The sequence below is a fragment of the Myroides odoratimimus genome (assembly GCF_030326305.1).
Lineage (GTDB): Bacteria > Bacteroidota > Bacteroidia > Flavobacteriales > Flavobacteriaceae > Flavobacterium > Flavobacterium odoratimimum_A.
On sequence record NZ_JACAKB010000020.1, the window covers coordinates 28779 to 42773 of the forward strand.

Sequence of the window (13995 nt, forward strand, 5' to 3'; positions counted from 1 at the left end):
TAAATTAATAATTACGACTACCGAAGATATTACTACCTATTCTAACCATCGTACTCCCACATTCTATCGCTAGGGGATAATCATTACTCATACCCATAGAGACAATGTTTAGGTCTAGGTTATCTTTCGTGCCGTATTTCTCTTTACACATTGCAAATATATTACTTAGTTGTGTAAATTCTTTCTTTACTTGTGTTTGATTATCTGTAAAAGTAGCCATACCCATTAGTCCAACTACTTTAATATTCTTAAGTCCAGCAAATTCCTCACTCGAAAGGATTTCTAATAATTCTGCCTCATCTAAGCCGAATTTTGTATCTTCTTCTGCGATGAATATTTGTAATAAGCATTCTATAACACGGTTATTACGCTTCGCTTGTTTATTTATCTCTTCTAAGAGTCTAAAGCTATCCACTCCATGGATAAGTGATACAAAGGGAGCCATATACTTCACTTTATTGCGTTGTACGTGCCCTATCATGTGCCACTTAATATCTTTAGGAAGAGCTTCATATTTATCAGTCATTTCCTGAATCTTATTCTCACCAAATACACGTTGTCCTGCCTTATATGCTTCTAGAATATCCTCATTTGGTTTGGTCTTAGAAACAGCAACAAGGGTAACATGAGCAGGTAATGTGTTCTTAACGTGTTTTAAATTCTCTGTAATAGACATAATTTTTATCTTTTTTAAATTTCGTATATAAAGAGACCATTCATGAACTTAGGCTCTATATATGTGCTTTTTGGAGGCATGATAAGGTCGTTATCTGCCACTTGTTTGATCTCACTTACATTTGTAGGATAAAGCATAAATCCTACTTCGTATTCACCATCATCTACTAGTTCTTTAATTGTAACGATAGACTCATTACCAGGAACATAGTCTATACGAGCATCGTTTCTTAGGTCATCTAATCCTAGTATAGGATGTAGTACTTCATCGTATAGTATTTGCGCATCTAACTGTTGTAAGATGCAGTCTGTTTGTTTGATGTCTTTTAGCGTTAAGGCATAGAAGTCACCGTCTAAGTACATTCCGAATTCCATCTTCTTGGTAGGTTTCCAAAGTTGTTGTTCTTTATTGACAACGTGAAACTTCTCTTTTAGAAGGTTTAGGAACTCTTCTTTAGTATGATTGTTTAAATCGTGTATAATACGATTAAACTCATAGATTTTAATATTGTTTTCAGCGATTAAATACGTCATCACTGTATTGTTATGAGCTGGAGTTCCGTTAGAATGTTCTGCTTGTAACAGTTCTGCAGAAGCAAAACGGTGATGTCCATCTGCGATATACAGTTCTTTAATATCTGCAAATTGTTCTGTTAACCACTTGATATCGGTATCCTCATCTATCTTCCAGATCGTATGTCTTTCTCTAGTTACAGTACTAAAGTCATACAGGGGTTTCTCATGCTTCTTTGTGATAATCCACTTTTCTATATCTTCCTGATCGGGATACATCATCAGTACAGGTTCAGTATTGAACTTACTGTGATATAAGTATTCCTTAAATAGTCTTACGCGAAACTCTAAGGTGTCTTCGTGTTTTTTGATCACATTACTCTGGTAGTCATCTATAGAAGTTCCTGCCACTATCCCTGTAAAACTCCAACTTTTTGTGCTGATCTGATACAGATAATAAATCGGTTTATCTTCTGTAATCAGAATACCTTCTTTCTTAAAGTCGTTTAACTTTGCTGCAACCATTTTATAACGTTTATCATACGTTACTTTTGAAGGGTTTACATAAGCAGGGTTTAATACGTGCAAAAAAGAGAAGGGGTTGTAGTCTAAAAGATAAGCAATCTCAACAGCATTGTAGTCTTCGAATGATCTACAGCTTACTAAGCTTACTTTATCTCGGGTAGGGCGCAAGCCTTTAAAAGGAATTATTTTAGCCATTATAAGTATGGTTTCAAAAATATCAAAGACAACCAAAGTTTAGTTTGGTTGTCTTTTATTAGTATTTACTAGTTTACAATAACACTGGAGGGTTAAGCGAACATTTTCGCTACTTTCTCAGCTTTTTTGCTTTCGCTATAGTCGTAGAATCCTTCTCCAGATTTAACTCCTAATTTACCAGCCATTACCATATTTACTAATAGTGGACATGGAGCATATTTAGGGTTTTTAAATCCGTCATACATTACGTTAAGGATAGAAAGACATACGTCTAATCCTATAAAGTCAGCTAGTTGTAATGGTCCCATAGGATGAGCCATACCTAATTTCATCACAGTATCGATTTCTTCTACACCAGCTACACCGTTGTATAATGTCTCGATAGCTTCATTGATCATCGGCATTAAGATACGGTTCGCTACAAATCCAGGGTAGTCATTTACCTCTGTAGGAACTTTATCTAATGTTTTAGACATATCCATGATTGCTTTAGTCACTTCATCACTTGTGTTGTATCCTCTGATGATTTCTACTAACTTCATGATAGGCACAGGGTTCATAAAGTGCATACCAATTACGCGCTCAGGGTTTTTCACCACAGAAGCGATTTTCGTAATAGAAATAGAAGAAGTATTCGATGCTAAGATTACATTCTCATCACATACTTCGCTCAGTTGTCTAAAGATATTTAGTTTTAACTCTACATTCTCAGTAGCAGCTTCTACTACTAAATCAGCATTAGCTACACCATCTTTAATGTCAGTATAGGTAATGATGTTTTCGATAGTTGCTTTTTTATCCGCTTCAGTGATACTACCTTTTGCGATCATACGATCTAAATTCTTAATGATAGTAGTCATTCCTCTTTCGATAGCAGCTTCTGATATATCAATTAAAAGAACTGTGAAACCTTTTTGAGCAAATGTATGTGCAATACCATTTCCCATTGTTCCAGCTCCGATAACAGCAATTTTTTTCATAATGGTTAATTTATATTTTTTGATGTTAATTTATTTCTTCTCCATTGCCTCGATGATTTGGTAAGCTAAGCGCAGTGCTTTAGTACCATCATCTAATGTCACGATAGGTGTAGTTTTATTCACTATTGCGTCATGGAATGTCTCTAACTCATCTAAGATAGCATTATTCGCTAATACTTCAGGATTGTCGTAATAAATTTGTTTTTTAACCCCTTCAGCATTTTGAAGAATCAGGTCAAAGTCACCTGGTACTTCAGGAGCTTCTTTCATCTTTACTACTTCACAGGTCTTCTCTAAGTAATCTATAGAGATATAAGCATCGCGTTGGAAGAAGCGCGATTTACGCATATTCTTCATAGAGATACGGCTAGCAGTGATATTAGCCACGCATCCGTTTTCAAACTCTACACGAGCATTAGAAATATCTGGAGATTCGCTTAGAACAGCTACGCCACTAGCACTTACATGTTTCACAGGAGATTTAACCACACTTAAGATAGCATCTAAATCGTGGATCATTAAGTCTAATACTACAGGTACATCTGTTCCTCTAGGATTAAATTCAGCTAGGCGGTGAGTCTCGATAAACATAGGGTTTTCTATCTTTGGACGTACTGCGATAAACGCTGGGTTAAAACGCTCTACGTGACCTACCTGTCCTAGTACATTATACTTAGCAGCTAATGCGATAATGGCTTCAGCTTCTTCAATAGTCGTTGTAATCGGTTTTTCTAAGAATACATGCTTACCAGCTTCAATAGCTTGTTTAGCACAGTCAAAGTGAGAAAGGGTAGGAGTAACGATATCTACTACATCTACTGCCTGAATTAATTCCTCTATAGTGTCGAATTTTCTATAGCCAAATTCTGCTGCTACTTTTTCAGCATTCTCTTTAAAAGGATCGTAAAATCCTACTAGTTCATATTTTTCAGATTGGTTAAGCAAGCGTAGGTGAATTTTACCTAGGTGGCCTGCTCCCAATACTCCAACTTTAAGCATAAAACTATATTTTGAAAACAAAAATATAATTTATTTATCTAAACTTTCAATAAACCTGCTTAAAGTTTTGTTCAATTATATTCTCAGGGCTTATACAGATTGCTTTTGTTAGAAAATATTAGTTATTTTGTGGGAAATAATAATTTAATAGTGAAAGATTCTGCAAAACATCAAGGTCTTAGAAATCAGTTGGTTGAAGTGCTTAAGCAAAAAGGGATTATTGATACCAATGTTTTAAATGCTATCAAGAGAGTACCGCGTCACCTATTTTTAGATTCGAGTTTCGAGGATTTTGCATACCAAGATAAAGCTTTTCCTATCGGAGCAGGCCAGACTATTTCGCAACCTTATACTGTAGCTTTTCAATCTCAGCTACTTCAAGTCAAAAAAGAAGATAAAATCTTAGAGATTGGTACTGGTAGTGGATATCAGACTGCTGTACTTGTAGCTATGGGGGCTAGAGTGTACAGTATCGAGAGACAAAACGAATTGTATAAAAAGACTTCAGCTTTATTGCCAAAGTTAGGAATCAGACCTAAGCTTACTACTTTTGGTGATGGGTATAAGGGATTACCTAATTATGCTCCTTTTGATTCTATTATTGTTACAGCAGGTGCTCCTTTTATCCCACAAGCTTTATTAGGACAAATAAAGGTAGGAGGGAGACTGATTATTCCTATTGGTGAGGAGAAACAAATCATGACAGAGTTGATTCGTATCAACGAAAAACAGTTTGAAAAGTATGAACACGGAGACTTTAAGTTCGTACCCATGTTGGAGAATAAGAATTAGGAATCTTTTGCCTACCACATCTGGTATCTGTATCACGCCCTTAGGCACACAATCGTAGGGCTGTATCACATACAGCCGTCTCCTAGTAGAGACACAATATTTTGTATGTCACCTAATTTATATCACGTCCTATCGGCACACAACCATATTGGCAGTCGTAGGGCTGGTCACGTACAGTCGTGACCTAATAGAGACACAATATTTTGTGTGTCACCCAAACTTATCAAGTAACTAAAAATCACGAGATTTTGTTAATGAAGGTGTTTTTGTGAGGACATATTCTCATAACATATATATAATCTATTAAGGTAGAGATGCAATATTTTGCATGTCACCCAAACTTTATCAAGTAATCAAAAGTAGGGATACTTTGTGGAGGATAAAAAGAAGAATATAAATAAAAAAAGCATCCGATAAAAGGATGCCTTGATAAGTGTATGTCTTAATACGATTTTTTAAGTCTATCTAGATCGCGTTTATTATCGCGATCTTTAATTGTTTCTCTCTTGTCATAGTTCTTCTTACCACGAGCTAGAGCGATATCAAGTTTGGCTCTACCTTTATCGTTTAAGAATAGTCTAAGGGGGATGATAGTCAGACCTTTATTCTGAACATCTTTTAGTAGAGATTTTAATTCTTTTTTGTTTAAAAGAAGTTTTCTCTCTGTTTTTGCTTTGTGATTAAAGTGCTTACTATATGCGTATTCCTCTATCTGACTATTGATAACAAATAATTCGTGTCCTTGAAACTCACAAAAGCTTTCAGCGATATTTGCTTTACCTAAACGTATAGACTTGATTTCAGTTCCAGTTAATACAATACCAGCTGTATACTTATCTAGTATTTCGTATTCGAACTTAGCCCTTTTGTTTAAAATGTTTATTGTCTTTTGCATGGGACAAAAATAACAAATTTTTAAAGTGTTTCTACTTTTATGATATAAAAAAAGAGCTACCTCTAGAGCTAGCTCTTAAATAGTATGTTTTATAGACCTATTATAGGAAGAAGTATCCTAATGATACCATCCAAGTATTAGGTCTTGCTCCGATTTCTTTGTTTGTTTTGCTGAAGCTTCCATCATAAGAAACATCAAGAGTGAATGTCAATACATCAACACCTACACCTAAGCGATATCCGATATTGTTCTTGTCAAAGTTTTTGAATTGTACTGCATCGTTGATTTTGCTTCCAGATAATTTGTCATCGATAGTATTTGTGTACACACCACCTGCAAATCCTCTAAGGCTTACCATTGGTAGTTTTAAGAATTTGTGACCGATAACTACTGGTATTTCAAGTTGTTTAGAAGTACTAGTAGTACTTTCTCCTAAGTTATTTTCAAATTTAGACTTTTTCTCAGCATATAATAATTCTGCTTGGATATATGTTTTTTTGATATCGATTCTAGTCATTGCTCCAACACCAAATCCTGTAGATGCTTTACTACTGTAATCTTTTAAGTCAGTAGAGATATTTGTGAAGTTAGCACCAGCTTTAATACCAAAATGAATTGGAGAAGGTGTTTGTGCAAATGCAGTTGCCCCAACTAACATAATAGCACAAGTAAGTGATTGCATGATTTTTTTCATTGTCGTTTTTTTTATATTGAAAGACAAAATTAAATAAAAAGTTAATTATTTGAAATGTTTTGTTTGTGGATATTGACAGATTTACATAATATATACATAAAGGGCAGTATTTTTATGATAAACGGTTGAGTTGTTTTTGTATAGAAATCAAATTTTCAGTTTATAGCTAATATTATGAGATTGTATTTGCAGTATATTTTTTAATTGATGACTTGATATACAGTTTTTTAAAGACTTTGTTTTATTTAAGCGGCTAAATGAGCTAGAGTAGTTTATAAGTACCGTATAGGAGGAGGGATGTAATAAATATTTTCTTATTTAGTCTATAAGGGATTGGTTTAGAGGTTTTGAATTTGATTAATAGAGGTTTTTATAGTAAATAAACTAGAATAAACGGAATTTTAAAGTCATAAATGTTACATTTGACTATCTTGTAACAATTACTATAAAATGACTATTTCATACAAAAATGCTACAGTAGCAGATTGTGAATTACTAACAGAGACTGCATTAGCTTCCAAGAGATATTGGGGATACAGAGAGGAATATATGTCTATGTGGACAGATGATCTAACAATCACAGATATTAATTTTAGAAAAGGAGAACTTATCAAATGTTTTTATGCAGATGAATATATTGGCTTTTTTGAATTAGAAGATAAAGGCCCTTACCTATGTATAGACCACTTTTGGGTATTGCCTGCACATATTAATAAAGGATATGGGCGAGTGATCATGTCTCAAATTAAAGCGATAGCTAAGTCCAGAGGATATAAGTATATAGAGGTGTATGCAGAGCCTAATGCAAATCTCTTTTATGAGAAAATGGGAGGTGTATGTGTACGTCAGGTGTTAACTAGTGTCCCTGGTCGTATGATGAAGGTGTATCACCTACCTGTTGTAGAAGAAAATTGGATAGATCTAGATACGGCAGGGCTTGTCGTAGTAGAAGAAGGTAAACTATTACTAGCGTATAGCAATAATAAGAAGGCTTGGTATCTACCTGGAGGAAAGATCGATGAAGGAGAGGGGAGTAGAACTGCTCTTATTCGAGAGATAGAAGAGGAGTTAAATCTAGTGCTAGACGTAGATAGGCTGACTTTTTTACATCATATCACTGCTCCTGCCTATGGGGAGAAGCTTAATATCATGATGCAACAAGACTGTTATAGTTATAGCCTAAATGGAGAAACTATAGAAGCTACTAATGAAATAGGAGCTGTGAAGTATTTCAGTTTAGAAGAATATAAGAAAGAAGAAGTACAAGTACCAGGGGTACTGATGGTATTCAATATTTTATCATAAGATAACTAAGACCTAAACAATGCTTAGGTCTTTTTTTGTGGTATTTATAAAAAAATAAGAGGTTCTTATCATCCGATAAGAACCTCCATAGTTATATTAGGTATCTGTATTAGAATTTATATCCTACAGATAGTTGGAATACTCCATTTTTAGAAGCCTCTCCTTCTTTGTTTACTTTAGAAAGACCTACGTTATAACGAGCGTCAAAGAATACTCCCATAGGAAGTTCATATCCAGCTCCGAAGTTTACGCCAAAATCAAAAGATTTAACACTGTCTTTAAAATCTTTATCAATGTCGTCAAACCCTGTTCCTTGTACATTTTGACCAGCAATAATTAAATCATTAATTTTATTCTTAGCCTTAACATTAAATCCAAATTGTGGTCCTACTTGTACGTTTAACCCTTTTACAAGGTAATATTTAGCCATTATAGGAATATTAATGTAACTTAATTGACTTGTTACATCAATTTTATTTTGTACTCCATTGAACGAATCACTTTCCTTTATCTTAAAACCTTGTTCTGAATAAAGTATCTCAGGCTGAATAGAGAATTTTTCATTAATAAAAATCTCTGCTACAGCTCCCACATGAAAGCTCGTACGAGAAGACGCATCAGAATTAGTAAGGTTAGAAACGTTTAAACCAGCTTTAGCTCCGATTTTTACATCTGGAGTTTGTGCATTTGCAGAAAAACCTATTGCTAGGGCTGCAACTAATGATAAAGTAATTTTTCTCATATCTTTAATGTATTGTTAAATTTAACGTAAAACTAGTGCGAATTTCTCATAAAAACAAGGACTGTAAAGTGTTTAGGTGACAAAATGAGAATAAGTGATTGTGTAATAGATTGAAAACAAGCGAATTTATTGACTTAAATCAAAGCTTTTTATTTAGAACAATTCTATCTTTGTACCATGAGTTTGATAAAAATACTTAAACAGATAAAGCCTTTTGTAATGCCTTATAAGAGGTTAATCATAGGGACATTGATATTGACAGCCGTTGGGTCCTTCGCAGTGCAGGTAAATGCACTTATTATTCGCTCTATGGTGGATACGTTAAATGATGTAGTAAGTGGAGTGAAGGATTTGGCTTGGGGGTATAAGATGCTTGTTTTTAGTACTGTTGTTCTTATTGTAAAAGAAATTTTAAATGCCTTTATACAGTTTGGACAGAAGTTTTTTGGGGAGAAACTGCGTATTTATGTTTCTAGAGATATTTCACAGTTAGTCGTTACAAAGATATTGACCTATCAAATGGCTTTCTATACCTCTGATGAGAATGATAGTGGTAAGCTACAGACTCGTATAGATCAGGGAGTAGGGAGTATTACTAGATTGATTCAGAACTTTTTTATCGATATCTTGCCTTTGTTTGCTAATGCTGTAGTGGCGTTGATATTTATCTATACGGCTAATGTGTATGTGGGTATAGTTAGTACAGCGATGATTCCTTTATACTTCTATGTGAGTCAGCTTCAGGCTAGCAAATTAAAAGGTTTTAGAAGAAAAATGCGTAGCTATAGAGAGAATAAAAACAATGGTATTATCTCTCTGATTAATTCTATTACTGTCATTAAGTCTTTTGTAAGAGAGCCTTTAGAAGCGAAGAAGCATGAAGAGATTCAATATGATATGACAGAGAATCAGTTACAGACTAGGCGGATGAGTTTTGTGTTTGATGCTGTAAAAGGGTTTATTGAGCAGTTCGGACTTGTAGTGATTATCCTGATGACAGCTTACTTTGTTCTAAAAGGAGAGATGACTGTAGGAGCTATTATGTTTCACGTTCTATTATTTAATAACGTTACAGCTCCTATTAGACAGCTTCACCGTATCTATGATGATGTGAACGATGCAATGATTTACTCAGAGACTTTCTTTGAGATTATTAATGCAGATCATGAAGTAGAAACAACAGGTACTTATGTTCCTACCGAAATTAAAGGAGAGATAGAGATTAAGGATGTTTCTTTTGATTATCCTAATGGGACAAGCGCTTTAAAAGAAGTGTCTATGACGATAGAACCTAATCAAACTACTGCTCTTGTAGGGCTCAGTGGAGCAGGTAAGAGTACAGTGATTAATTTATTAGATAAGTTCTATGCACCTACTTCTGGACAAATACTGTTAGATGGTGTAGATTTAAGAGAATACGATACTAAAGAACTTCGTAAGCACATAGGGCTTGTACTTCAGAAGAATCATATATTCCAAGGCAGTATAGCGCAGAATATACGTTATGGAAACCCTAATGCAACTATGGAAGAGGTAGAACTCGCAGCACAGAAAGCATATATTCACGAGCAGATCATTGATCTTCCTCAAGGGTATGAGTCTGATGCTCGCCTGTTATCAGGGGGACAACAACAGCGTATCGCTATAGCGAGGTTGTTCTTAAAAGATCCTGCTATTATTTTCTTAGATGAGCCAACAGCTAGTTTAGATGCTATCGCTACGGAGCAGATCAAGAAAAGTTTAGACGCAATTAAGGAAAACAGAACAGTGATTATCGTATCACATAGTATTTCTCAGATTATAGATGCTCATGATATTGTAGTGATGGAAAAAGGAAGGGTAGTGGAGAATGGTAAACATGAGGAGCTGTATGAAAATAAGAATACCTATTATGAGATCTTCTCTGCTATGGCAAATAGTTTAAACCTAGAGAAAATATCACAAACGTTACATCAAGATTAAAAATAGACATTTATAAATTAGGTTGTGTAATAGAGCCACTGCGTATGCGGTGGCTTTATTTATTATAAAGCGTTTTTATTGACTTATGTCAATGTTTTAGGGTTGTAGACAGTTGATATTTGCTGAACCAAAAGATCAAAATTATTAGTGTCTCTCAAGAGATAAAGTCGGAAAAGCTAATAATTATAGTTCAAAAAAGATACCGCCAACCTGATATAAGATTATACATATTATGTGATTTAGACTCTCACAAGTATAGGTTGTGTAATAAAGCCACTGCTTAGGCGGTGGCTTTATTTTTTGGGTGTGTACTAAGGTTTTTTGAGTGTGTTTATTTATTGACTTACGTCAATGTTTTTCGAGGTTAGGAAGAAGAACTTTGTCTTGTCAATAAATAAAAAATAAAAGAATGAAAACGAAGTATTATAAGTATGTAAATACGCTATTTGTGGTTATCCCGATGACCCTTATTATGGCCTTTGTAGGGTTGATTAGAAATTATGGTTTTGGAGATGGATGGTTCTTTATGTTTTTAAAAGCATGGAGTGTAATGTTACCAGTGGCCTATGCTTCTGCCTTTCTAATTATTCCTGGAGCGCGCAAATATGCAGAGAGACTAATAAAAGAGTAAAATATGAATACATTAGAAAATGCCCTTAACCAATTTGGTTGGGATAGTCAAGAAAGAGTTAATCAAGCGTTGAGTTTTTTAAAGAGCGGTAAAGGTGTTCTTTTATTAGACGATCAAGATAGAGAGAATGAAGGAGATATCATCTTCTCAGCACATTTAATGTCAGAACAGGATATGGCGATGATGATTCGTTACTGTAGTGGAGTAGTGTGTTTATGTCTAACAAATGATAAAGCAGACGAATTAGAGCTTCCCTATATGGTGACAGAAAATAGTTCTAGATTTCAAACACCTTTCACAGTAACTATAGAAGCTGCAGAAGGGGTAACCACTGGATTATCTGCCGCAGACCGATTAACTACCGTAAGAGCAGCAAGTGATAAGAATGCTAAACCGGTTGATCTAGCACGCCCAGGACATATATTTCCATTAAGAGCAAAAAATGGAGGAGTATTAGAGCGCAATGGACATACTGAAGGTGCGATTGACTTAATGAAGTTAGCCGGTTTACCTCCTCAAGCAGTATTATGTGAATTAATGAATGACGATGGTACAATGGCAAGATTGCCAGAGGTAGTGGAGTTTGCAAAAGAGCACAAAATGATGGTGTTAAGTATAGCAGACTTAGTATATTACCGTACTTTTGTTACAGAAAAATAATAAGTAATGAAGCAGCTAATAGATTATATACAAGATAGAGTTGAATTAAATGATCAGGAGCTAGATGTAATACTTTCTTTTTTTCACTATGAGAAACTAAAAAAGGGAGAACAACTTACATCAGCAGGGGCGAGTGCACAGAAGCTTTATTTTGTGTGTAAAGGGTGTTTGCGTATATTTTATATCAATGAGGCAGGGCAAGATGCTACGAGATTCTTTGCTTTTGAAAATCAGTTTGCTACAGCCCTAGTGAGTTTTATCAATAGCTCTACGTCATCCGAATATTTACAAGCACTAGAGATAAGCGAAGTATATTCTATTACGCACGCTGATTTTTACAATTTATTAGAGTTAGTCCCGAAGTGGGAGAAGTTCTACAGGCAGTATTTAGAATTCGCTTATATCAATAATACCAATAGATTACACGCTATGGTGACCATGGATGCGGCAGAGCGATATAATGAGCTACTCAAATTAAATCCCCTTATCGTACAACGACTACCCAATAAGATAGTTGCTTCTTACTTAAATATATCTCAAGAAACTCTGAGTAGAATAAAATCTAAATAAGTCGGATTATTTATTTTAACTCAAAATAAGTGATAAACATATAAACGAAAAGTGATTATACAAAATAGGTCTGAATTAGCAATACAAGCATTGTAGTATGGTTTTAGAGTTAATGAAATAGATATAAAGTAGAATTGCTTTGTAGTATGTGACTAATGCGAATTTTGAGTTTAACCCTCTTGAGAGTGTGTGCTGTTGAGAGGGTTTTTTATTTCATTGATTTAAGCAATATAAGATGAATAAGTTGTATCTTAGTAATACTGACATAAGCATATAAAACAATGAATATAGATTTAAACGAACAGTTCTTTTGGGAATTAATAAAACAGTCTAATACTAGTGATAGTTGGCAGAATTATGATATAGATGAACATATTGATGAACTAACTGCTCTCTTAACAGAATTGTCTTCAGAGGAGATGATTCTCTTTGAAATGACATTGAGAAAAAAAATCAATGAACTAGATAAGGTAGAGATAGGAGAGTTAGGTATTATTTTAGAAAACAGTTTTCAAGAAGAGGATGGGATTTATAACTTTGATGATCATATCTCTACAGATGGATTTATCTACTTTAGGTGTTGGTTAATTTTACGAGGAAAAGAGTTTTTCTACGATATCATAAAGGATATTAATGCCTTTATAAGTGGCAAATATTCTTTCGATATAGGAGATACATGGGGGGAAGGCTTATTGTATGTGAGTGATTTAGCCTATGATGCCAAGTATGGAACAGAGGATTCTAGTTTTGTGACAGATGCTGTAAATGAATTGTACCAAGATATAGAACATTATGATGTTATAGACACACAATGGACTCGACCACCTTATACAGGTACAGCGTTACAAGCACACTATCCTGCATTAGTGAAAGAAATAGGAGAGCTAAGGAGAGAGGAGTAGTTTGTATAGAGATAAAATATATCATAAAACTAGAATTATAAATTCTAAAACTTATTTTTGTGTATAGAATTACAGGATAGTCTATTTTATTAATAATGAGTTACACAAAATTAACTAAAGAGATAGAGAAGCATTATAAACAACTTGGTCTCCAATATCATTATAATGCTTTAGAGATTACGCTAGAAGAAGAGCATAAAAGATTAACGAGATATAATGAGGTGCGTGATACTATAATCGCGCAGTGGAAAGAGGCTAAGCGATATAAGGAGCTAATCTCTTGTGCTCATGGAGGCTGGTATAGTTATGAGGAGTTTAATGAACCTCTAGCATTATACTTTGTACAGCAAGAAGAACTTTTAGCTCTTAAGGTATTATGTGAACGTGGTATTCGCTTTAGAGTAGAGGATATATTAAGTACACTAGTAAGGGCAGAAGAAGACTTCCCTAATATCACGAAGGAAGAAATGGTCAAGTTTAATCTAGAGCTTTATTTAAAGAGCCAGGTATATCATCCAGTAGGAGAAGTAGTAAAATGGCGAAGCAAAGCGCTAACTCTAATTGATCACTTGATTCGATATATAGAACAAACGAGAGAATCAGAGTATTTAAGACAATTAAATATACTTAGAGAGAAAGTATATTCATTAGAAGTGAAGAAATCAGATTTAAAATATTTTAAGCATAGGTTGTAAGTAATCTATGCTTTTTTTATTCATTCTTTAACCCAGATCGCGATAGACCTATTAACGAGAGTAAATCATACAAAACAGCTCTGAATTTATGAAAAAAGCATACTAAAGTATGGTTCTAGAAGAAATGAAAGAGATGTAAAGTAGAATTTATTCGTAGTATTGGGCGAATGGAATCTGGGTTTAACTGAGCTAACATTTCGAAGGCGTCTACAAACTCTGTTGAGTTCTCTATGCGATCAAGTACCATGTTTTGTTGCCAT

Annotated in this window: 15 protein-coding genes; 8 read left to right on the forward strand and 7 right to left on the reverse strand. The window is 34.3% G+C overall.

Annotated features, from left to right (window positions below; genetic code table 11):
- Positions 1 to 4: 4 nt before the first annotated feature.
- The 4 genes from HX049_RS13290 to HX049_RS13305 form a co-directional block, all read right to left on the reverse strand.
- Positions 5 to 676 (reverse strand): YggS family pyridoxal phosphate-dependent enzyme, encoded by a 672-nt coding sequence (locus tag HX049_RS13290; protein WP_286416414.1) that lies wholly within the window; start codon positions 674 to 676, stop codon positions 5 to 7.
- Between the two features lie 14 nt (positions 677 to 690).
- Positions 691 to 1908: a DUF1015 domain-containing protein gene (locus tag HX049_RS13295; protein ID WP_025124814.1), complete on the reverse strand. Its 1218-nt coding sequence runs from the start codon at positions 1906 to 1908 to the stop codon at positions 691 to 693.
- 92 nt (positions 1909 to 2000) lie between these two features.
- Positions 2001 to 2888: a 3-hydroxyacyl-CoA dehydrogenase family protein gene (locus HX049_RS13300; RefSeq protein ID WP_025124813.1), complete on the reverse strand. Its 888-nt coding sequence runs from the start codon at positions 2886 to 2888 to the stop codon at positions 2001 to 2003.
- Positions 2889 to 2918: 30 nt separating this feature from the next.
- Positions 2919 to 3887: a Gfo/Idh/MocA family protein gene (locus HX049_RS13305; protein ID WP_286416415.1), complete on the reverse strand. Its 969-nt coding sequence runs from the start codon at positions 3885 to 3887 to the stop codon at positions 2919 to 2921.
- A 150-nt stretch (positions 3888 to 4037) separates the two neighbouring features.
- Between HX049_RS13305 and HX049_RS13310 the strand changes: the two genes are divergently transcribed.
- A complete protein-coding gene (locus HX049_RS13310) occupies positions 4038 to 4679 on the forward strand; it encodes a protein-L-isoaspartate(D-aspartate) O-methyltransferase (RefSeq protein ID WP_286416453.1) in 642 nt (213 codons plus the stop codon).
- Positions 4680 to 5121: 442 nt separating this feature from the next.
- Here the strand turns inward: HX049_RS13310 and smpB are convergent, their stop codons facing one another.
- Together smpB and HX049_RS13320 are read right to left on the reverse strand one after the other, a co-directional pair.
- Positions 5122 to 5574, reverse strand: coding sequence for an SsrA-binding protein SmpB (gene smpB, locus HX049_RS13315; protein WP_006259985.1), 453 nt, complete (start codon positions 5572 to 5574; stop codon positions 5122 to 5124).
- Positions 5575 to 5674: 100 nt separating this feature from the next.
- Complete coding sequence (locus HX049_RS13320; protein WP_286416416.1) at positions 5675 to 6268, reverse strand: porin family protein; 594 nt, start codon at positions 6266 to 6268, stop codon at positions 5675 to 5677.
- A 450-nt stretch (positions 6269 to 6718) separates the two neighbouring features.
- On the opposite strand from HX049_RS13320, the gene HX049_RS13325 reads away from it, so the two are divergent.
- Positions 6719 to 7573: a GNAT family N-acetyltransferase gene (locus tag HX049_RS13325; RefSeq protein WP_286416417.1), complete on the forward strand. Its 855-nt coding sequence runs from the start codon at positions 6719 to 6721 to the stop codon at positions 7571 to 7573.
- 109 nt (positions 7574 to 7682) lie between these two features.
- Here the strand turns inward: HX049_RS13325 and HX049_RS13330 are convergent, their stop codons facing one another.
- The gene (locus HX049_RS13330; RefSeq protein WP_286416419.1) at positions 7683 to 8315 is read right to left on the reverse strand and encodes a porin family protein; all 633 of its coding nucleotides are present in this window, start codon (positions 8313 to 8315) and stop codon (positions 7683 to 7685) included.
- Between the two features lie 177 nt (positions 8316 to 8492).
- Here HX049_RS13330 and HX049_RS13335 point away from each other — a divergent pair, with 177 nt between their 5' ends.
- From HX049_RS13335 to HX049_RS13360, 6 genes are all read left to right on the forward strand, one after another.
- Positions 8493 to 10277, forward strand: a complete 1785-nt coding sequence (locus HX049_RS13335) for an ABC transporter ATP-binding protein (protein ID WP_286416420.1) — start codon at positions 8493 to 8495, stop codon at positions 10275 to 10277.
- Positions 10278 to 10686: 409 nt separating this feature from the next.
- A complete protein-coding gene (locus HX049_RS13340) occupies positions 10687 to 10908 on the forward strand; it encodes a DUF2798 domain-containing protein (RefSeq protein WP_286416421.1) in 222 nt (73 codons plus the stop codon).
- Positions 10909 to 10911: 3 nt separating this feature from the next.
- Positions 10912 to 11568: a 3,4-dihydroxy-2-butanone-4-phosphate synthase gene (ribB, locus tag HX049_RS13345; RefSeq protein ID WP_286416422.1), complete on the forward strand. Its 657-nt coding sequence runs from the start codon at positions 10912 to 10914 to the stop codon at positions 11566 to 11568.
- 6 nt (positions 11569 to 11574) lie between these two features.
- A complete protein-coding gene (locus HX049_RS13350) occupies positions 11575 to 12138 on the forward strand; it encodes a Crp/Fnr family transcriptional regulator (protein ID WP_025126173.1) in 564 nt (187 codons plus the stop codon).
- 281 nt (positions 12139 to 12419) lie between these two features.
- Entirely contained in the window at positions 12420 to 13040 is a 621-nt protein-coding gene (locus HX049_RS13355; protein ID WP_286416423.1) for a DUF4240 domain-containing protein, read from the forward strand.
- A gap of 95 nt (positions 13041 to 13135) precedes the next feature.
- Positions 13136 to 13735: a hypothetical protein gene (locus HX049_RS13360; RefSeq protein WP_286416424.1), complete on the forward strand. Its 600-nt coding sequence runs from the start codon at positions 13136 to 13138 to the stop codon at positions 13733 to 13735.
- The last annotated feature ends 260 nt before the right edge of the window (positions 13736 to 13995 follow it).